We start from the raw sequence: 19,079 nt of genomic DNA on the forward strand, positions 1-19,079 counted from the left end.
CCCCGGTGACCGGGCCAGGTTAGCCGGTGCCGGATACTGGATCGCATGGCTTACGACGATCTGCGCTCCCTGCTCCGGGCGCTGGAGCGCGAGGGCGACCTCAAGCGCATCAAGGCCGAGGTCGACCCGTACCTGGAGGTCGGTGAGATCGTCGACCGGGTGAACAAGGCAGGCGGCCCGGCTCTGCTCTTCGAGAACGTGAAGGGCTCGTCGATGCCCCTCGCGATGAACGTGTACGGCACCGACCGGCGGCTGCTCAAGGCGCTCGGCCTGAAGTCGTACAACGACATCAGCGAGAAGATCGGCGGCCTGCTCAAGCCGGAACTGCCGCAGGGCTTCGTCGGCATCCGCGAGGCGTTCGGCAAGCTCGGCGCGATGACCCATGTGCCGCCGCGCAAGGTCAAGGACGCGCCCGTGCAGGAGGTCGTCCTCACCGGCGACGACGTCGACCTCGACCGGCTCCCCGCGCTGTTCACCTGGCCCGAGGACGGCGGCTCCTTCTTCAACCTGGGCCTGACCCACACCAAGGACCCCGAGTCCGGCGTGCGCAACCTGGGCCTGTACCGCCTGCAGCGCCACGACAAGCGCACCATCGGCATGCACTGGCAGATCCACAAGGACAGCCGGAACCACTACCAGGTGGCCGCCCGCAAGGGCGAGAAGCTGCCCGTCGCCATCGCCTTCGGCTGCCCGCCGGCCGTCACGTACGCGTCGACGGCGCCGCTGCCCGGCGACATGGACGAGTACATGCTGGCCGGGTTCATCCAGGGCAAGCGCGTCGAGATGGTCGACTGCAAGACGGTCCCGCTCCAGGTCCCGGCCAACGCCGAGGTCGTCATCGAGGGCTGGCTGGAGCCCGGCGAGATGCTGCCGGAGGGACCCTTCGGCGACCACACCGGCTTCTACACGCCGCAGGAGCCCTTCCCGGCGCTGAAGATCGACTGCGTCACGATGCGCAAGCGCCCGCTGCTCCAGTCGATCGTCGTCGGCCGCCCGCCGACGGAGGACGGCCCGCTCGGCCGCGCCACGGAGCGCTTCTTCCTGCCGCTGCTCAAGGTGATCGTCCCGGACATCGTCGACTACCACCTGCCGGAGTCGGGCGGCTTCCACAACTGTGCGATCGTCTCGATCGACAAGAAGTACCCGAAGCACGCCCAGAAGGTCATGCACGCGATCTGGGGCGCGCACATGATGTCGCTGACCAAGCTGATCGTCGTCGTCGACTCCGATTGCGACGTCCACGACCTTCATGAAGTCTCGTGGCGGGCCCTCGGCAACACGGACTACGCCCGCGACCTCGTCGTCGCCGAGGGCCCCGTCGACCACCTCGACCACGCCTCCTACCAGCAGTTCTGGGGCGGCAAGGCGGGTATCGACGCGACGAGGAAGTTGCCCGAGGAGGGCTATACGCGGGACGGCGGCTGGCCCGAGATGGTCGTCTCCGATCCCCGAACGGCGGCCCTCGTGGACCGCCGCTGGAAGGAGTACGGACTCTAGTGAGCTCAGCATCCGCCGCGATCCCGCAGCAGCCGGGCCGGACCAAGGCCTTCCTGCGCCTGGTCATGATCGAGCACTCGGTGTTCGCGCTGCCCTTCGCCTACATCGCGGCGCTGACCGCGATGTTCGAGACGGACAAGAACATCCACTGGGGCCGGCTGCTCCTGGTCACCATCTGCATGGTGGGCCTGCGCACCTTCGCGATGGCGGCGAACCGGATCATCGACCGCGAGATCGACGCCCGTAACCCGCGCACCGCCCACCGCGAGCTCGTCACGGGCGCGGTCTCGGTGAAGTCGGCCTGGACGGGCGCGCTGATCGCGCTGGTCGTCTTCCTGGCGTCGGCCGCGCTGCTGAACCCGCTCTGTCTGGCGCTGGCCCCCATCGCGGTGATCCCGATGGTCGTCTACCCGTACGGCAAGCGGTTCACGAACTTCCCGCAGGCCATCCTCGGTCTCGCCCAGGCGATGGGCCCGATCGGCGCGTGGATCGCGATCACCGGCTCCTGGTCGTGGGACGCGGTGATCCTCGGCCTCGCCGTCGGCATCTGGATCGGCGGCTTCGACCTGATCTACGCGTGCCAGGACGTGGAGACCGACCGCGAGGTCGGCGTCATGTCGGTCCCGGCCCGCTTCGGCATCCCGGCCGCCATCCGGGGCGCCCGCGTCTGCCACACCCTGACGACGGCCCTGTTCGTCTGGTACGCGCTGGCCACCGGCGCCGGAACGTTCTTCTGGGTCGGCCTGGTCATCGTCGCGGGCGCCTTCCTCTACGAGCACACGATCGTCAAGCCCCACGACCTGTCCCGCCTCAACCGGGCGTTCTTCCAGGTCAACGGGTTCATCGGGATCGCGCTGTTCGTGTGCGCGCTGCTGGACCTGCTGGTGCGGGGCCTGACCGTCTAGGCCGGACACGCCATTCGCGCCGGGCCTGCGGCACCGTCAGACGATCTGTTCTGTGGTGCCGTCGGCCCGGATCAGGCGCAGGAACGCCTTGAGCCCGCTGATGATCTCCCGGTTGTCCGTCATCCGGTCGACCACCGACTCGAACTCCCGGCTCATCAGCTCGACGCGGCGGTCCGTCCGCTCCGCGCGCTCGTGCGCGGACAGCCCGACGGAGTCGAGGGCGGTGCGCAGCCGTCCGACGTCGACGTACATCTCCTCGGTCTTGCGTTCCTGCACGGCCGCGCTCCGCAGCAGCGCGTCGAGCGTGCTCCGCAGCTCGACCACGTCGTCGCGCGGGTGGCGCACCTCCGTGGAGAGCGTGCGCAGGCGGTGCAGCAGCGCGCCGAAGTAGGCGCCGGCGGGACGGAACAGCGTGCTGAGCAGACAGCCGCCCGCGAACCAGTAGCCCGCCGTGCGGCCGGTGGTCCAGGCGGCGAGCACCGCGACGGCCGCCGTGACCAGGTGCGCGCCGATCGCCGTGCGCAGCATCACGGTGGCGATCCGGGCGGCTTCCGCGTCCCGGTCCGCGGGGACGGTCATCCCCTTCTCACGGCTGACGGCGGCCTCGTGCACCACGGCACGGGCCCGGAAGTAGAGATTCCAGGGCACGGTGAGCAGCAGCACCAGCCACAGCAGACACAGCGCTCCGATGCCGACGAGGAGCACGATGTCGGCGGGGACATCGAGCGCGTAGACCAGGACGAGGGCGACGACGACGGCCGCCCCGCACATCAGCAGGTATCGGGCCTTCATGTGCCGACTGTGCTGCGGCGGGGGTGCCCGCCGCATGAGTCCGTGTACTCAGACGCGTACTCAGGCCTGCCAGGGCTGCCGGGGCTCCCGGGTCGGCTGGGGTCTGCGCAGCAGGAACGCCGCCGCCACGCCCGCGACGAGGCCGATCAGATGGCCCTGCCAGCTGACGCCCTGGTTCGCCGGGGACAGGCCCGCGAGGATCGTCGTGCCCCAGTACGCGGCGATCAGCAGGCCGACGGCGATGCCGAGCGGTCTGCGCTCCACGAAGCCGCTGAGCACCACGAAGCCGAACAGGCCGAAGATCAGGCCCGACGCGCCCGCCGTGTTCGAGTGGGCGGGCGCCACCAGCCAGACCCCGAGCCCGTCGGCGACGACGATCAGGGCGCAGGCCAGCAGGAAGCGGCGGATGCCGGAGAGCGCCGCGACGAAGCCGAGGACCAGCAGCGGGATCGAGTTCGCCGCGACGTGGTCGAAGCCGAAGTGGATGAAGGAGGCCGGGACCACGTCGACGAGCTCCGACGGGTCGCGCGGCTGTATGCCGAAGCGGTCGAGGGCATGGCCCGAGGCCGTGTCGACCGCCTCCAGCAGCCACAGCAGGGCCACCCAGCCGGCCATCAGCTTTCCGGCGGTCAGCGCCCGATCGCGCGTCGACCATCTCTGTGTCGCGTTGTCCGTCATCTCAGCCCCCACCCCTGGGCCCGCCTGTCACGGACCCAACGACCACTGCCCCTGCTCAAGTTCCCATTGTGGGCCGCCGGATAGGCTCGTGGTGTGGAGCACGTCAACTCAAGCAGCCGCACCCCCTGGGTCGTCGGGGTGTCCGGCGCGTCAGGAACCCCGTACGCCGCCTCCGTCGTGCGGGCGCTGCTCGCCGCGGGCGAGGCCGTGGACCTGGTCGTCTCGCGGGCCTCGCGGCTCACTCTGCTCGACGAGACGGGCATCGCGTTCCGGGACGCGCACTGGCGCGAGGATCTCGGGGAGTGGCTGGCGCGCGGGGCCGACGGCAAGCCGGGCACGTTCGGCGGCGTCGATCTGAGCGGCGTACGGCACTGGCCCGCCGGTGATCTCGCGGCGGGGCCGTCCTCGGGCTCGTACCCGGTCAAGGGGATGATCATCGTGCCCGCCTCGACGGCGTGCGTGGCGGGGGTGGCCCTCGGCCTGTCGAAGGACCTGCTCCAGCGCGCGGCGAGCGTGACGCTCAAGGAGGGGCGCAGGCTGGTGGTCGCGGTACGGGAGACGCCGCTCAACGGGCAGACGCTCAAGCACCTGGTCACGCTGGACGAGGCGGGCGCGGTCGTGCTGCCCGCCTCGCCGGCGTTCTACGCGGGGGCGACGCACATCCAGGATCTGGTGGACTTCGTCGCGGGGCGGGCGCTGGACGCGGCCGGAGTGCCGCACACGCTGTACCGCCGATGGGAGGGAGAGCTGGGGGGAGGCTCTCGTGAGCGCTAGCGCTTCTTGGTGCGGGCGGCGTGCTTCTTGGCCGCGCGGCGCTCGGTGGTGGCGGACTGGTGGACACGGGAACGATCGGCCGCCGCCTGCATCTCGCGCATGCGGGCGTACGCCATCTCGATCGTGAACACGGTGACAACACTCCTGAAAATCGATGGATCTTCGCTGATCCGGTGACTGAGCTTTAGATCTTGCGGGGTGTCGCCCCCGCATGCCTTAGATTCTACACGTAAACTCGCGTCAACGCTGAATAATGAAAGGCTTTGGACCTATGGACGCCGTGGACAGGCAGCTCATCCAGGCCCTGCGCGAGAACGGCCGCGCCTCGTATGCGGAGTTGGGCCGTCTCGTCGGCCTGTCCGGGCCGAGCGTGACGGACCGCATCAATCGGCTCGAAGCGGCCGGTGTCATCACCGGCTACCGCGCCACCGTCGACTCCGCCTCGCTGGGCCTCGGCGTCACCGCCCTCATCGGCATCTCGCTCTCCGACGCCGCCGACCACGAGGACGTCGCGCGCCGCCTGAAGGACCTGCACGAGATCGAGGACTGCTGGTTCATCGCGGGCGACGACTCCTACATGCTCAAGGTGCGGATCGGCGACGTCGACGGCCTGGAGAAGACGATCCGCCGCCTCAGCGGCACCAAGGGCGTCTCCCGTACGCGCACCACGATCGTGCTCTCCACCAAGTGGGAGAACCGGGTCGGGGAGCTGCCCGAAGAGGTGTGAGCGGCGGTGTCGGTACGGGGGCGTACGGTGGAGCGGACTTACGGGTCTTGTTGGTGAGGAGAGGTACGGGCATGGACGCAGGGCTCAAGCGCGAGCTGGAGCAGAAGGTCAGGGACGGTGAGCGGCTGTCCCGCGAGGACGGCATCGCGCTCTACGAGTCGGACGACCTGGCCTGGCTCGGCGGCCTCGCCCATGAGGTGCGGACAAGGAAGAACGGGGATGTCGTTCACTTCAACGTGAACAGGCACCTCAACATGACCAACGTCTGCACCGCCTCGTGCGCCTACTGCTCGTTCCAGCGCAAGCCGGGCGAGAAGGACGCGTACACGATGCGCATCGAGGAAGCCGTCAAGCTCGCCAAGGCGATGGAGTCGGAGCACCTCACCGAGCTGCACATCGTGAACGGCCTGCACCCGAACCTTCCGTGGCGCTACTACCCGCGCTCCCTGAAGGCCCTCAAGGAGGCGCTGCCGGACGTCGGGCTCAAGGCGTTCACGGCGACCGAGATCCACCACTTCGAGAAGATCTCGGGCCTGTCGGCGTCCGACATCCTCGACGAGCTGATCGAGGCCGGTCTGGAGTCGCTGACCGGCGGCGGCGCCGAGATCTTCGACTGGGAGATCCGCCAGCACATCGTCGACCACGAGACCCACTGGGAGGACTGGTCGCGCATCCACCGCCTGGCGCACGAGAAGGGCCTCAAGACCCCGAGCACCATGCTCTACGGGCACATCGAGGAGCCGCGCCACCGCGTCGACCACGTGCTGCGCCTGCGTGAACTGCAGGACGAGACCGGCGGGTTCCAGGTCTTCATCCCGCTGCGCTACCAGCACGACTTCGTCGACATGAAGGACGGCAAGGTCAGGAACCGCCTCCAGGCGCGCACCACCATGGCGACCGGCGCCGAGTCGCTGAAGACCTTCGCGGTCTCCCGTCTCCTCTTCGACAACGTGCCGCACGTGAAGTGCTTCTGGGTCATGCACGGCCTGCAGACCACGCAGCTCGCGCTCCAGCACGGCGCCGACGACATGGACGGCTCGGTCGTCGAGTACAAGATCACGCACGACGCGGACAACTACGGCACGCCGAACAAGCTGACCCGCGAGGACCTGCTCGACCTCATCCGCGACGCCGGGTTCAAGCCCGTCGAGCGCAACACGCGGTACGAGATCATCCGCGAGTACGACGGCCCGGACCCGGCCCGCCGGGACGCTCCGCAGCCGATGCGGGTCTGAGGCCGGCCGCGTGCGTCCGCGCCCCGGTTCTCCTGTGGACCGGGGCTTTCGCACAGGCCACGGGGCTCCGCCCCCGGATCCCTCTGCTCAATCGCCGGGGGGCTTCAGATGGCCAGCATCATGTGGATGTCGTCCCGGTCGTCCCCCGGGGCGACCCGGATCGCCCCCGGTACCCGGCCGACCTCCTTGTAGCCGCACGCCGCATAGAAGGCGTCCGCCCCGGTGCCGCCGCGGCACGTCAGCCGCAGCGCCTCGATGCCGTCGAAACCGCGCGCGGTCCGCTCCGCGGCCGACATGAGGGCCCGGCCGTATCCCCTGCCCTGGTGTCTGGGATGCACCATCACGGTGTAGAGCCACAGGTGATGCCGCATGAGGCGGTGCGGGTTGTGGACCAGGAACGCCGTCGCCGCGACCGCGCCGTCCTCGTCGTGGCCGACCAGCAGCCGGGTGCGGCCCTCGGCCATCCCGGCCAGGTGCTTCACCAGCTCGGGGCGGATGTCGTCGGCAGTGACGGGCGGGACGAATCCGACGGCCCCGCCGGCGTTCGAGACGTCCGCCCACAGGGCGAGGACGCCGTCGCGCAGGGCCGGATCGATCGACGGGTCGAGGGTGAAGGTAAGCGGCATAAGCCGACCGTACCCATTACAGAAGGGACCGCTCAACAGGGGCCCCCGGGCCCGTGCTTCACTGGGGGGACCATTTCGCAACGGAAGAGTGGATTGAGATGCTCCGCTACACGCTGATGCGCCTCGGGATCTTCGTGGGCTGCTTCCTCGTCGTCTGGGGTCTCGTCGCCACCGGCCTCGTTCCGCGCGGTCTGGGCGGATCCAACTACCTGTGGATCGCACTGCTCGCCCTGGTCATCTCCGCGCCCCTCAGCTTCGTGCTGCTGCGCGGCGAGCGCGACCGGGCCTCCGAGAAGATCGTCGCCCGCGTGGACCGCGCGAAGGCCACCATGGACGCGAACCGCTCCATGGAGGACGAGGCGGACGACGCCGCCCGCGCCCACGGCGCGTAAGTTACGTCACAGACGTCTCCGCCCCCGGCACCGCTCAGGTGCCGGGGGTGCCTGCGTTTTCAAGGTAAATACGGCTTAAGGGGCATACGTGCTTCGCAGATTCCCCAAAGAACCCCTTTGATGTTCTCAAAGCACCGGTGTTAACGTTCCTGACATGAAGACATCAGCCGCGCACCGTACTGCCATGAGCGTCCCGCTCGTGGCGCGCCTGCATGTCGATCTCTGCCGCTGCATGTCCGCGGCCTGTCGCGCCTGACGCGACAGCCGGTTCTCCTCCGGCCCGATGCAGCGGCGCCGCTGACCTCATCTCACGGTCGCCGCTCCAGTACGTCCCGTACTCCCCGCCTTGTCCCCGCGCGCCCTCACTGGAGTGTCTCCGTGTCCGCGAACACCACCCCCGCCGACGCGACGCCGGCTGATCCGAAGTCCGGCTTCCGCATACCGAAGATCCCGTTCTGGGCGCAGATCCTGGGCGGCCTCGTCCTCGGTGTGCTGCTCGGCTGGCTCGCCCGCAGCCAGGACGTCTCCTGGCTCGTCACCACGCTCGAGAAGGTCGGCGGCATCTTCATCCAGCTCCTGAAGCTGGCCGTGGCCCCGCTCGTCTTCTTCGCGATCCTCGTGTCGATCACGAACCTCCGGAAGGTCAACAACGCGGCGCGGCTCGCCTCCCGCACCCTCCTCTGGTTCATGATCACGTCGCTGATCGCGGTCGCCATCGGCCTCGCCATCGGCCTGCTCACCAACCCGGGCTCGGGCACCGGCCTGACCCCGAAGGACGGCGCCAAGCCGGACCACGCGGGCTCCTGGATCGACTTCCTCACGGGCATCGTCCCGACCGACGTCATCACGCCCTTCACCGAGCTGAACGTCCTGCAGATCGTCTTCATGGCCGCCGTCGCCGGCATCGCCATCCTCCAGATCGGCGAGAAGGCCAAGCCGATCCTGACGCTCTCCGAGTCGATCCTCGAGCTCCTCCAGAAGGCCCTGTGGTGGGTCATCAAGCTCGCCCCGATCGGCACCATCGGCCTCATCGGCTACGCGATCGCCACGTACGGCTGGGACCTCATCAGCAAGTACGCGACCTTCACCGCCGACATCTACATCGGCTGCGCCCTGGTGATGTTCGGCGTCTACCCGCTGCTCCTCGCGACCGTCGCCAAGCTGAACCCGCTGCAGTTCTTCAAGGGCGCCTGGCCCGCGATCCAGCTCGCCTTCGTCTCCCGCTCCTCGGTCGGCACCATGCCGCTGACCCAGAAGGTCACCGAGCGCCTCGGCGTCCCGAAGGAGTACGCCTCCTTCTCCGTGCCGTTCGGCGCCACGACCAAGATGGACGGCTGCGCCGCGATCTACCCGGCGATCGCCGCGATCTTCGTCGCGCAGATCTTCGACATCGACCTGAGCATCGGCGACTACCTGCTCATCGCGTTCGTGTCGGTGGTCGGCTCCGCCGCCACGGCCGGTCTGACGGGCGCCACGGTCATGCTGACCCTGACCCTGTCCACGCTCGGCCTCCCGATGGAGGGCGTCGGCCTGCTCCTGGCGATCGACCCGATCCTGGACATGATGCGGACGGCCACGAACGTCGCGGGCCAGGCCCTCGTCCCGGTGATCGTCTCCGCCCGCGAGAAGATCCTCGACCACGAGGCCTACGACAACGCGTCCTCCTCCCCGGTGGACGAGCCGCAGTCGGTGGCCGTGCCCGCCGCCGCCTGACGTCCCCCGGCTCGTACGCCGGCACGCTGCCCCGCTCCCGGACCCCGGGGGCGGGGCACTGCCGTGTCCGGGCCCGGACCGGGTACTCGGGCACCCTCCCGAACTGGGGCGGGGCGCACCGCGCTGCGTAGGGTGAGCGGTGCAGAACGTGTGGAGGAAAGGCGGCTGGGGTGGGCGGCGACGTGAAGTCCGGGGTGGCGCGGCAGGACGGGGCCTCGCCCGGTCCGGCGAGGCCGAAGGCCCGTGGACGTATGCCACGGGCCGAGCGGGAGCGGCAGATGCTGGACGCCGCGGTGCGGGTGTTCGGGGAGCGCGGGTACCGGGCCGCGTCGATGGACGAGATCGCCGAACTCGCCGGTGTGTCGAAGCCGTTGGTGTACCTGTACCTGAACTCGAAGGAGGACCTGTTCACCGCCTGCATCCGGCGGGAGGCGGGCGCGCTGATCGCCGCCGTCCGCGCCGGGGTGCGCACCGATGTGGCCGCCGACCGGCAGCTGTGGGACGGGCTCACCGCCTTCTACACGCACACCGCCGAGCGCCCCGACGGGTGGGCGGTGCTGCACAGCCAGGCGCGGTCGGGCGGGGAGCCGTTCGTCGCGGAGGTCGGGGCGATGCGGGAGGAGATCGTCGCCTTCGTGACGTCCCTGATCGCGGCGGCGGCGCGGGAGGCGCACGGGGACCCCGCGCCGGGCGAGCGGGAGGTCGCCGGGCTCGCCCAGGCCCTGGTCGGGGCGGCGGAGGCGCTCGCCGGGTGGGCCAACACCGACCCGTCCGTCTCCGCGAAGGAGGCCGCCGCGACGATGATGAACTTCGCGTGGTCGGGCCTGGGGAACCTGATGGAGGGGCGGCGCTGGTCCGTCCGTTAGCGGGCGGCCTCCCGGACCTCGCCGGTGACGTGCACCCGGTCGCCGCGCGCGGCCCGCAGCTCGAAGGCGGTGCCCTTCGCCGCGTACGTCACCGTGCCCGGCAGCAGCACCGGCGCCTTGAACCGCGCGTGGACCTGTACGGGCCCGCTCGCGCCGAATTCGGCCAGGCAGCGGGAGACCGTCCACATGCCGTGGGCGATGGCGCGGGGGAAGCCGAAGAGGCGGGCCGTGAGCGGGTGCAGGTGGATGGGGTTGCGGTCGCCGGACGCGGCGGCGTAGCGGCGGCCGAGGTCGGCGCTCAGGCGCCATTCGCTGAGCGGGGGCAGCGGTGCGGACGGTTGCGAGGCGGACGGTTCCGGGGCGGGCGGGTTCGGGTCCGCGGGCGTCTTGTGCCGGGCCAGGTACGTGCTCGCCGACTGCCACACCGGGTCGGCCTCGGCGTCGGCGGCCGTGCGCAGCTCGGTGACGACGGTGGCCTCCGTACCGCGCCGGTGCGGGGCCAACTCCCTTACCTGGACGGACAGATGGTAGGTGTCCGTGGGGCGCAGGTCGCGGCGCTGGGTGATGTCGATCGAGGTGTGGACGAGGCCGAGCAGCGGCAGCGGGAAGGCGCGCTCGGACATCAGCCGCATGGCGAGCGGGAATCCGAGGATGTGCGGATAGGTGACGGGCAGCTCGGCCCGGCCGGTGGCGAAGGCGCAGACGCGTTCGTAGGCGGCGAGGTGGGTCTGTGAGACCTGGAGCGCGGGCTGCACGAGCCGGGTGGCGGGCAGCGGGGCGTCCGGGCGGGGCCGCTTCAGGGGCGACAGGAGAGCGCCTCGGGCCATGTGGGGCAGGAGGGACGGGGTGGCGGCGAGGGTGACGGTGCGGGGGTCGGTCATGTCAGGTCCTGGGGGAGAGGGCGGGGGTGACGGGGTGCGGGACCGGCGGGGACCGGCCGTCGCCGTCAGGCGCCCAGCAGGCTCTGCCCGCACACCCTGACCACCTGGCCGTTCACCGCCCCGGAGCCGGGCGAGGCGAACCATGCCGTGGTCTCCGCGACGTCCACCGGGAGCCCGCCCTGGCCGAGGGAGTTCATCCGGCGTCCGGCCTCCCGGATGAACAGCGGGACGGCCGCCGTCATCTTCGTCTCGATGAAGCCGGGGGCCACCGCGTTCACCGTGACGCCGTGCTCGGCGAGGGCCCGCGGCGCGAGCGAGCGGACGAGGCCGACGATGCCGGCCTTGCTCGCGGCGTAGTTGGTCTGCCCGGTGTTGCCGGCGATACCCGCGATGGACGCGGTGGCGACGATGCTGCCGCCGCGCCGCACGGCCCCCGCCTTCAGGAGGGTGTCCGTCGTGCCCAGGACGCTCGCGAGGTTGACGTCGAGGACCGAACTCCAGCGCTCGGCGGGCATGTTGGCCAGGCGGCGGTCACGCGTGATGCCCGCGTTGTGGACGAGGACGTCGAGCCCGTCGGAGTCGGCGGTGAACGCGGCGATGCGCTCACCCGCGTCGTCGGCCGTGATGTCCAGCGGCAGCGCCCGCCCGCCGAGCCGCTCCGCGACCTTCGCGAGGTCGGCCTCGGCGGACGGCACGTCGAGCAGGACGACCTGGGCCCCGTCGCGGGCGAGGGTCGTGGCGACGGCCTCGCCGATCCCGCGTGCGGCGCCGGTGATCAGGGCGGTGCGCCCGGCGAGCGGCTGCTCCCAGTCGTCCGGCGCCGTGGACTCCGCCGCCTCGGCGCCGACCGCGAGGACCTGGCCGCTGATGTACGCGGACCGGGGCGAGAGCAGGAAGCGCAGGGTCGACTCGGCGGCCGTCACCGGTCCCGCGACGCGGACCAGGTTCACGGTGCGGCCGCGGCCGATCTCCTTGCCGAGCGAGCGCACGAATCCTTCCAGGCCCTGCTGGACGGCGGCCTGGTGGTGGTCGTCGGCGGACGGCGGCGCCCCGAGCACGATCACGCGTCCGTTCGCCGCGACGGAGCGGACGACCGGGTGCAGCGCGGCGTGCACCTCGGCGAGCGCGTCCAGGCCGGTGACGGCGGTCGCGTCCACGACGACGCCGACGGGGCGGTCCGTGTCCGTGCCCGAGAGGGAGCCGCGGACGTCGAGCCCGGTGCGGCTCAGGATCTCCGACAGCTCCTTGCGGTACGCGGACGTGCCCGCCGTGAAGTGCAGCAACTGCCCGGTGAAGTGGGGGTGTTCAGCGCTCCAGCGGCGCAGCGGCGCGGGCTGCGGAAGGCCGAGGCGCCGGGTGAGGAAGCGGCCGGGGGCCGTGCCGGTGAAGTTCAGATAGCGGTCGGCCATTGTCCAACTCCCTGCTCGGTCGTAAATTTACTTCAGAGTAAGGTTACTCAGTAGTCAGGAGTTGTCGAGATGGTCTCCGCGAAAACCGCCAAAACCCCGGCACCGCCCCGCCGAGTCGCCGTCATCGGCGGCAGCCGCATCCCGTTCGCGCGCTCCGACGGCCCGTACGCGACGGCCTCCAACCAGGAGATGCTGACCGCGGCGCTCGACGGCGTCGTCGGCCGCTTCAAGCTCCACGAGCCCGGCGCCGTCGGCGAGTTCGTGGCCGGCGCCGTGCTCAAGCACAGCCGGGACTTCAACCTGGCCCGGGAGACCGTGCTCGGTTCGATGCTGGACGCGCGCACGCCCGCGTACGACATCCAGCAGGCCTGCGGCACCGGGCTGCAGGCCGTGATCGCCGCCGCCAACAAGATCGCGCTCGGCCAGACGGAGAGCGCGATCGCGGGTGGCTCCGACACCGCGAGCGACGCGCCGCTCGGCGTGAACGACGAGCTGCGCAAGATCCTTCTGGCGGCGCGCCGCGCGAAGTCGGCGGGGGCCCGGATGAAGGCGCTCGCCCGGATCAGGCCGGGGCACCTCGTGCCCGACATCCCGCGCAACGCCGAGCCGCGCACCGGCCTGTCGATGGGCGAGCACGCCGCCGTCACGGCCCGCGAGTGGGGCATCGGGCGCGAGGCGCAGGACGTGCTGGCCGCCACCAGTCACCAGCGGCTCGCGGCGGCGTACGACCGCGGACTGTTCGGTGAACTCGTCGTTCCCTACCGGGGACTTGAGCGGGACCAGAACCTGCGGCCCGGGTCGACCGTCGAGAAACTCGCCACGCTGAAGCCGGTGTTCGGGGTGAAGGACCCGAACCCGACGATGACGGCCGGGAACTCGACGCCGCTGACCGACGGCGCGGCCGTGGTGCTGCTCGCGAGCGAGGAGTGGGCGGCGGCGCGCGGACTGGAACCGCTGGCGTACCTGACCGCGTACGAGACCGCTGCCGTGGACTTCGTGGGCGGGGACGTCACCGGGGGCGGCGGGGACGGGCTGCTCATGGCGCCCGCCCACGCCGTGCCGCGGATGCTGGAGCGGGCCGGGCTCGGGATCGAGGACTTCGACCTCGTCGAGGTGCACGAGGCGTTCGCGTCCCAGGTTCTCGCGACGCTGGCCGCGTGGGAGAAGCAGGGGCTTGCGCCGGTCGACCGGGAGCGGCTGAATGTGGCCGGGTCGTCGCTGGCCACCGGGCATCCCTTCGCCGCGACGGGGGCTCGGATCGTTGCGACGCTGGCCAAGCTGCTTGCGGAGCGTGGGGGTTCGGGGCGGGGGCTGATCTCGATCTGTGCCGCGGGTGGGCAGGGGGTCACGGCCGTTCTGGAGCGGGCCTGAAGGGCACGGGGCTCCGCCCGGACCCCGCTCCTCAAGCGCCGGAGGGGCTTGAACCGGCGGCGCTTGAGTGGGCCGGGTCCAGCTTGAGCATCGCCGTTTCGTCCGGGGAGCCGGTCGGCGCCTGGTAGGCCACCAGGCGCTGGCCGCCCGTGCGCGCCAGCTGCATCACCTCGAACGTGAGAGTCATCCCGCCGACCTTGGGATGGTCGAACGTCTTGGTGCCCCCGCCCCGCTCCTGCACCTCGTACCGGTCCCACATGCTCGCGAACTCCGGTGATTTGAGCAGGAGTTCACCGACCAGCGCGGCCATCCTCGGGTCGTCCGGATCGGCGCCGCCCACCGCGCGCAGATGCGCCACCGACTGGGCGACGGTCCGCTCCCACGGCACGTAGAGCGTGCGGCCCGCGGGGTGCAGGAAGAGGTAGCGGGTCACGTTGCGCTTCTCGGGCGGCAGGTCCCACATGCCCGGCAGCAGGCGGCGGCCCGCCGGGTTCGCGGCCAGCATGTAGCTGTACCGGCTCACCACGTACGCGGGCATCGGGCGCAGCGCCTCCAGCATCTGCAGCACCGAGTCGCGGACCGTGTCGTCCGTCGTGGGGTGCGGCACGGTGAGCCGGCCCGAGGCCAGCTCGGCCAGGTCGTGAAGACGCTCGTGGGCGTCGCCGCGCAGCCGCAGGGCGCGGCCGATGGCGTCGATCACCGCGGTCGACGGGTTGGTCTCGCGGCCCCGCTCCAGGCGCGTGTAGTAGTCGACGCTCACCCCGGCGAGCGTCGCCAGTTCCTCGCGGCGCAGACCCGGGGTGCGGCGCAGCCCGGTGCCCGCGGGCAGGCCCACGTCGGTGGGGGCGACCTGCGCTCGTCGGGCCCGCAGATACCTGCCCAGTTCCGTGGTCTCAGCCATGCGTTCCATTGTCCACGGCCGGTCAGCGGGGTGGGGGGCCGTGTCAGGGCCAGGAACGCGGCACCCCGGTGGAACGCGGCCTGCCACCGTCCGGGCGGCGGCCGCAGAGTGGAGCCCGTTGCGGGTGGCCGGGGGGACCGGGCCCAGGGAGTGCATGTCACAGGGCCGCGGCCCGCCTCCTCCGCCCACCCGCACCTCGACGCCCCGCTCCAGGAGGACAGCGTGACCACTCCCGTCCGTAACCCCGTCACGGCACCGGCCGCCGAAGCGCCCCGCCGGGGCGGCGGCACCGCCGCCCTCCTGGCCGCGCTGCTCGGCTTCGCCGTCATCACCATCGACGTCTCGGCGGTGAACATCGCCCTGCCCGCCATCCGGTCCACGCTGCACAGCGGCATGACCGGTCTGCAGTGGGTGGCCGACGCGTACACGCTGATGTTCGCCGGTCTGATGCTGTCGGCCGGCGCGCTCTGCGACCGGACGGGCGCGCGCCGCGCCTATGCCCTCGGCACCGCCCTGTTCACGGCCGCCTCGCTGGCCTGCGCCCTGGCCCCGAGCCTCGGCGCGCTGATCGCGGCCCGTGTCGCGCAGGGCGGGGCGGCGGCGCTGCTGATGCCGGCCTCGCTCGCGCTGATCCGGCAGGCGTACGACGACGCGCGGCGCCGGGCGCGGGCCGTGGCCCTGTGGACGGTCGGCGGCTCGGTGTCGATGGCGGCGGGCCCGGTGCTCGGCGGCGTCCTGACCGAACACGTCGGCTGGCGCGCGGTCTTCTTCCTCAACCTGCCCGTCGGCGCGGCCGTGCTGGCCCTGCTGACGAAGGTCGCCCCGTCGCCGCGCCGTCCGGCACCCCTCGACATCCCCGGCCAGGTCACCGCCGTCCTCGCGCTCGCGGGCCTCACCTTCGCGGTCATCGAGGGCGGTCACACCGGCTGGACGTCGGCCCCGGTGCTCGCCGCGCTCGCGGTGGCCGTCCTCAGCGCCGTCGCCTTCTACGTGACGGAGAAGCGCCACCGCGCCCCCATGGTCCCGCTGAGCATGCTGCGGACGCGCACGGTGTCGGTGTCCCTGGCGGTCGGGTTCGCCGTCAACGTCGGCTTCTACGGTGTCGTCTTCCTGCTCGGCCTGTACCTGCAGCAGTTGCGCGGGATGTCCGCGACGGCGGCGGGCCTGGTGTTCGTGCCGCTGGCGGCGATCATCACCGCCACGAACCTCGTCTCGCCGCGCATGGCCGAACGCTTCGGCCGCCGCCCGGTCATCGTCCTCGGCCAACTCGTCCTGGCCGTCGCCATGTTCGCCCTGCTGCCGCTGACCGCGCACACTCCGGTCCGGCTGCTCCTCGTGCTCCTGGTCCCGACCGGCCTCGGCGGCGCGTTCGCGATCCCCGCGGTCACCGCGATGCTGATGGACGCGGTCCCCGGCCCCCGCGTCGGCACCGCGTCCGGCCTCCTCAACGCCCTGCGCCAGACCGGCGGCGCCCTCGCCGTGGCCCTGTTCGGAGCCCTGATCGCGGGCTCTGGCGAGACCGGCTTCTCCCTGGGCGGGATGCGGGCCAGCCTGGTGGTGGCGGGAGCGCTGCTGGCCGCCACCGCGCTGCTGAGCCGGGTCATGCTCCCGCGCAAGGGCGCCGAACCGGTGTGACCCGCGCCTACGGAGCCGGCGGGATCCTGCCCCGCGCGTACCGCCCCGGCGGCACCCCCACCACCCGCTTGAAGTGCCGGGTCAGATGCGACTGGTCGTAGAAGCCGCAGTCCGCGGCCACCTCGCCGGGGGACCGTCCGTCGAGGAGCAGGCGGCGGGCCCGGTCCACCCGGCGGGCCATCAGGTACTGGTGCGGCGCGATCCCGTACGCCGCCCCGAACGAGCGCACCAGATGCGCCGGGTGGGCGTGCACCAGGCCCGCTGCCTCGGCCAGGTCGACGCCCTCGACGAGGCGGGCGTCGAGCAGTTCGCGCAGTGCGGTCGCCACCCGGCGGTCGGGGCCCGGGCGCGTCTCCTCGGCGAGCCGGGGCCGCAGCCGTGCGCGGAGCCGCTCCCCGACGAACGTCAGCCGGGCCGCCGCCTCCAGCTCGTCACCGGGGTGCGCGAGGGCGGTGTGGAGCTGGCTGATGCGGTGCCGCAGCAGCGGGTCCGCGAGGTCGGGGGTGTCCACGGCGGGCCCGATGAACGACTCGTCCAGCGGTCCGCCGCCCGCCTCCAGGTACAGCACCCGCTTGCGGAAACCGAGCGGGGTGGCCGCCGAGCCGTTGTGCGGGACCTGCGGGGGCAGCAGCGAGACGGTGCCGAGCGGGGTGCCGTGCTCGTGCCGCTCCAGGTCGTAGCGGACGGCGCCCTCGTCGACGATCAGCAGCGTCCAGGTGTCGTGCACGTGCATCGGATAGGCGTGCCGCGTGAAGTGGGCATGGAAGACCTCCGTGACGCCCTTCACCCCGGGGCGCCACGCGGTGATCTGCTCGGACTCCCCGGTCCGTGCGCCGCCGGCCGCCATGCAAAAAACGTACAAGACCGGACCGCATGCCGGTCGGCAGTCTCAAGGCATGAGCACACAGACCTCTGCCGACCAGCGCCCCGTCCGTTTCGACACCAAGATCGCCGTGCTGCTCCGGGACGACCTGGAGACCTGGCAGCGGCTCAATGTGACGGCGTTCCTCGTGAGCGGCCTCGGCACCCAGCTTCCCGAGGTGGTCGGGGAGCCGTACATCGACGCCGACGACACCCCGTACCTGCCGATGTTCCGCCAGCCGGTGCTGGTCTTCGAGGGCGGCAAGGAGGTGCTGACCGCCGCGCACGGCCGCGCGCTCCAGCGTGGCCTGCCGCGCGCCGTGTTCACCGCCGACCTGTTCGCCACCGGCAACGACACCGACAACCGGGCGGCCGTACGCGCCGTCCCCACCGCCGATCTGGACCTGGTCGGCATCGCCGTGTACGGGCCGCGCAACGCCGTGGACAAGGCCCTGAAGGGCGCGCGCATGCACGGCTGACCGTGCTGTGAACCCGGGGCGTGGCCCAGCGACTCAGCCCTTGAATTGGCCCAGTGGGAGAGCCGGTAAATGGCCTACTTCCACTGGGCCATTCAGGCCTACCTTCGACCCATGCCCAGCAGATCGCACGTCCGAGCCCTCGCTGCCGCCCAGCTCGCCAACTCCGTCGGGGACGGCGCCTATTACGTGACGTCCGCGCTCTACTTCACCCGCGTCGTCGGCCTCTCCGCCACCCAGATCGGCCTCGCCCTCACCCTGGCATGGGCGGTCGGCGCCGTCGCCGGAGTGCCGCTCGGCGCGCTCGCGGACCGGCGCGGCCCGCGCGGCGCCTCCGTCCTGCTGGCCCTGGCCACGGCCGCGGCGGTGCTGTCCTTCCTGGTGATCCGCTCGTACCCGGCGTTCCTGCTCGCGGTCGTCGCGTACGCCGTCGCGCAGTGCGGGCTCGCCGCGGCCCGGCAGGCGCTGCTCGCGGGCCTCGTCGAGCCGGACGAGCGCACCGGCGTCCTGGCACGGCTGCAGTCGACGCTCAACGCGGGCCTGGCGGTCGGGGCGGGCGTCGGCGGCCTGGCCCTGCAGCACGACACCCCCGCCGGCTATCTCGCGGTGTTCGCGCTCGACGGCGCAGGGTTCGCCGTCTGCGCGCTGGTCCTCGGCCGGCTGCCCGCCGTCCCACCGGTCCCGGCGCCCGCCGCGAGCGAGCCGCGCCTCGCGGTGCTGCGCGACCGGCCCTATGCCGCCGTGACGCTGCTCAACGCCGTTCTCCTGCTGCGCATGCCGCTGCTCTCGCTCGCCGTGCCGCTGTGGATCGTGGCGCACACGGCCGCCCCGGGCTGGCTGGTGTCGGCGCTGTTCGTGCTCAACACCCTTGGTGTGACGGCGTTCCAGGTCCGGATGGCGCGGGGCGTCGGCGCCGACGGGGTGCGTTCCGCGACCCGGGCCGTACGCCGCTCCGGAGCGGTGATGCTGGCGTCGTGCGCGGTGTTCGCCGCCTCGGCCGCGGGCGGCCTGGGTCCGTGGGGCGCGGCGGCCGCCTTGGTCCTCGCCTCGGTCCTCCAACTCGTGGGCGAGATGCAGCAGTCGGCCGGTTCCTGGCACCTGGCGTTCGCGCTGGCCCCGGCCGGCCGGGTCGGCCAGTACCAGGGCTTCTTCGGCACGGGTGTCCCGCTCGCCCGCACCGTCGGCCCCCTCGTCCTGACGGCGCTCCTGGTGACGTGGGGCGTGCCCGGATGGCTGGTGCTCGGGGCGGTGTTCCTGGCGGCGGGCGCGGCGATGGGCCCGGCGGCGCGGTGGGCCGAGCGCGGCCGGACGGACGCGGCGGTGCCGGTCCTGTGACGTAC

20 protein-coding genes are annotated in these 19,079 nt (G+C 71.8%); 12 read left to right on the forward strand and 8 right to left on the reverse strand.

Annotation, left to right across the window (positions count from 1 at the left end; all coding sequences use genetic code 11):
• The first annotated feature begins 45 nt into the window (after positions 1–45).
• Positions 46–1,497, forward strand: coding sequence for a menaquinone biosynthesis decarboxylase (locus ACQUQD_RS23495; RefSeq protein WP_428954110.1), 1,452 nt, complete (start codon positions 46–48; stop codon positions 1,495–1,497).
• Entirely contained in the window at positions 1,497–2,402 is a 906-nt protein-coding gene (mqnP, locus tag ACQUQD_RS23500) for a menaquinone biosynthesis prenyltransferase MqnP (RefSeq protein ID WP_428954111.1), read from the forward strand. Before ACQUQD_RS23495 ends, mqnP begins: the two co-directional genes overlap by 1 nt.
• A 36-nt stretch (positions 2,403–2,438) precedes the next feature.
• Here mqnP and ACQUQD_RS23505 read toward each other — a convergent pair whose 3' ends face one another.
• On the reverse strand, positions 2,439–3,194 hold the full coding sequence (locus ACQUQD_RS23505; protein ID WP_428954112.1) for a hypothetical protein: 756 nt from the start codon (positions 3,192–3,194) through the stop codon (positions 2,439–2,441).
• A gap of 60 nt (positions 3,195–3,254) precedes the next feature.
• Positions 3,255–3,872, reverse strand: a complete 618-nt coding sequence (locus tag ACQUQD_RS23510) for a rhomboid family intramembrane serine protease (protein WP_428954113.1) — start codon at positions 3,870–3,872, stop codon at positions 3,255–3,257.
• Between the two features lie 93 nt (positions 3,873–3,965).
• Here ACQUQD_RS23510 and ACQUQD_RS23515 point away from each other — a divergent pair, with 93 nt between their 5' ends.
• Positions 3,966–4,646, forward strand: a complete 681-nt coding sequence (locus ACQUQD_RS23515) for a UbiX family flavin prenyltransferase (RefSeq protein WP_428954114.1) — start codon at positions 3,966–3,968, stop codon at positions 4,644–4,646.
• On the opposite strand, the gene ACQUQD_RS23520 is transcribed toward ACQUQD_RS23515, so the two are convergent.
• Positions 4,643–4,777 carry a hypothetical protein gene (locus ACQUQD_RS23520; RefSeq protein WP_428954115.1) on the reverse strand — a complete coding sequence of 45 codons (135 nt, stop codon included), beginning with the start codon at positions 4,775–4,777 and terminating at the stop codon, positions 4,643–4,645. The genes ACQUQD_RS23515 and ACQUQD_RS23520 overlap by 4 nt on opposite strands.
• Positions 4,778–4,917: 140 nt before the next feature.
• On the opposite strand from ACQUQD_RS23520, the gene ACQUQD_RS23525 reads away from it, so the two are divergent.
• Together ACQUQD_RS23525 and mqnE are read left to right on the forward strand one after the other, a co-directional pair.
• Positions 4,918–5,373, forward strand: a complete 456-nt coding sequence (locus ACQUQD_RS23525) for an Lrp/AsnC family transcriptional regulator (RefSeq protein ID WP_164301061.1) — start codon at positions 4,918–4,920, stop codon at positions 5,371–5,373.
• A gap of 71 nt (positions 5,374–5,444) precedes the next feature.
• On the forward strand, positions 5,445–6,608 hold the full coding sequence (mqnE, locus tag ACQUQD_RS23530) for an aminofutalosine synthase MqnE (protein ID WP_428954116.1): 1,164 nt from the start codon (positions 5,445–5,447) through the stop codon (positions 6,606–6,608).
• Positions 6,609–6,712: 104 nt separating this feature from the next.
• On the opposite strand, the gene ACQUQD_RS23535 is transcribed toward mqnE, so the two are convergent.
• A complete protein-coding gene (locus tag ACQUQD_RS23535) occupies positions 6,713–7,234 on the reverse strand; it encodes an N-acetyltransferase family protein (protein ID WP_428954117.1) in 522 nt (173 codons plus the stop codon).
• 98 nt (positions 7,235–7,332) lie between these two features.
• Between ACQUQD_RS23535 and ACQUQD_RS23540 the strand changes: the two genes are divergently transcribed.
• The 3 genes from ACQUQD_RS23540 to ACQUQD_RS23550 all read left to right on the forward strand — a co-directional run bounded on the left by ACQUQD_RS23540 (position 7,333) and on the right by ACQUQD_RS23550 (position 10,205).
• Positions 7,333–7,626 (forward strand): DUF4229 domain-containing protein, encoded by a 294-nt coding sequence (locus ACQUQD_RS23540; RefSeq protein WP_428954118.1) that lies wholly within the window; start codon positions 7,333–7,335, stop codon positions 7,624–7,626.
• Between the two features lie 378 nt (positions 7,627–8,004).
• The gene (locus tag ACQUQD_RS23545) at positions 8,005–9,339 is read left to right on the forward strand and encodes a dicarboxylate/amino acid:cation symporter (RefSeq protein WP_428954119.1); all 1,335 of its coding nucleotides are present in this window, start codon (positions 8,005–8,007) and stop codon (positions 9,337–9,339) included.
• Positions 9,340–9,590: 251 nt separating this feature from the next.
• Positions 9,591–10,205, forward strand: a complete 615-nt coding sequence (locus ACQUQD_RS23550; protein WP_428954120.1) for a TetR/AcrR family transcriptional regulator — start codon at positions 9,591–9,593, stop codon at positions 10,203–10,205.
• Here ACQUQD_RS23550 and ACQUQD_RS23555 read toward each other — a convergent pair.
• On the reverse strand, positions 10,202–11,086 hold the full coding sequence (locus ACQUQD_RS23555; RefSeq protein ID WP_428954121.1) for a MaoC/PaaZ C-terminal domain-containing protein: 885 nt from the start codon (positions 11,084–11,086) through the stop codon (positions 10,202–10,204). The two genes, ACQUQD_RS23550 and ACQUQD_RS23555, sit on opposite strands and share 4 nt — an antisense overlap.
• Before the next feature lie 65 nt (positions 11,087–11,151).
• Complete coding sequence (locus ACQUQD_RS23560; protein ID WP_428954122.1) at positions 11,152–12,495, reverse strand: 3-oxoacyl-ACP reductase; 1,344 nt, start codon at positions 12,493–12,495, stop codon at positions 11,152–11,154.
• 69 nt (positions 12,496–12,564) lie between these two features.
• Between ACQUQD_RS23560 and ACQUQD_RS23565 the strand changes: the two genes are divergently transcribed.
• A complete protein-coding gene (locus ACQUQD_RS23565; protein WP_428954123.1) occupies positions 12,565–13,866 on the forward strand; it encodes an acetyl-CoA C-acetyltransferase in 1,302 nt (433 codons plus the stop codon).
• 31 nt (positions 13,867–13,897) lie between these two features.
• Here ACQUQD_RS23565 and ACQUQD_RS23570 read toward each other — a convergent pair whose 3' ends face one another.
• Positions 13,898–14,767 (reverse strand): helix-turn-helix transcriptional regulator, encoded by an 870-nt coding sequence (locus tag ACQUQD_RS23570; protein ID WP_428954124.1) that lies wholly within the window; start codon positions 14,765–14,767, stop codon positions 13,898–13,900.
• Between the two features lie 222 nt (positions 14,768–14,989).
• On the opposite strand from ACQUQD_RS23570, the gene ACQUQD_RS23575 reads away from it, so the two are divergent.
• Positions 14,990–16,402 carry an MFS transporter gene (locus tag ACQUQD_RS23575; RefSeq protein WP_428954125.1) on the forward strand — a complete coding sequence of 471 codons (1,413 nt, stop codon included), beginning with the start codon at positions 14,990–14,992 and terminating at the stop codon, positions 16,400–16,402.
• 7 nt (positions 16,403–16,409) lie between these two features.
• On the opposite strand, the gene ACQUQD_RS23580 is transcribed toward ACQUQD_RS23575, so the two are convergent.
• Positions 16,410–17,249, reverse strand: coding sequence for a helix-turn-helix domain-containing protein (locus tag ACQUQD_RS23580; RefSeq protein WP_428954126.1), 840 nt, complete (start codon positions 17,247–17,249; stop codon positions 16,410–16,412).
• On the opposite strand from ACQUQD_RS23580, the gene ACQUQD_RS23585 reads away from it, so the two are divergent.
• Positions 17,248–17,742 (forward strand): DUF2000 family protein, encoded by a 495-nt coding sequence (locus ACQUQD_RS23585; RefSeq protein WP_428954128.1) that lies wholly within the window; start codon positions 17,248–17,250, stop codon positions 17,740–17,742. The two genes, ACQUQD_RS23580 and ACQUQD_RS23585, sit on opposite strands and share 2 nt — an antisense overlap.
• 111 nt (positions 17,743–17,853) lie before the next feature.
• Positions 17,854–19,074 (forward strand): MFS transporter, encoded by a 1,221-nt coding sequence (locus ACQUQD_RS23590; RefSeq protein WP_428954129.1) that lies wholly within the window; start codon positions 17,854–17,856, stop codon positions 19,072–19,074.
• Positions 19,075–19,079: the final 5 nt, after the last annotated feature.

It is taken from the genome of Streptomyces sp. cg35 (assembly GCF_050410835.1).
Classification (GTDB): Bacteria; Actinomycetota; Actinomycetes; order Streptomycetales; family Streptomycetaceae; genus Streptomyces.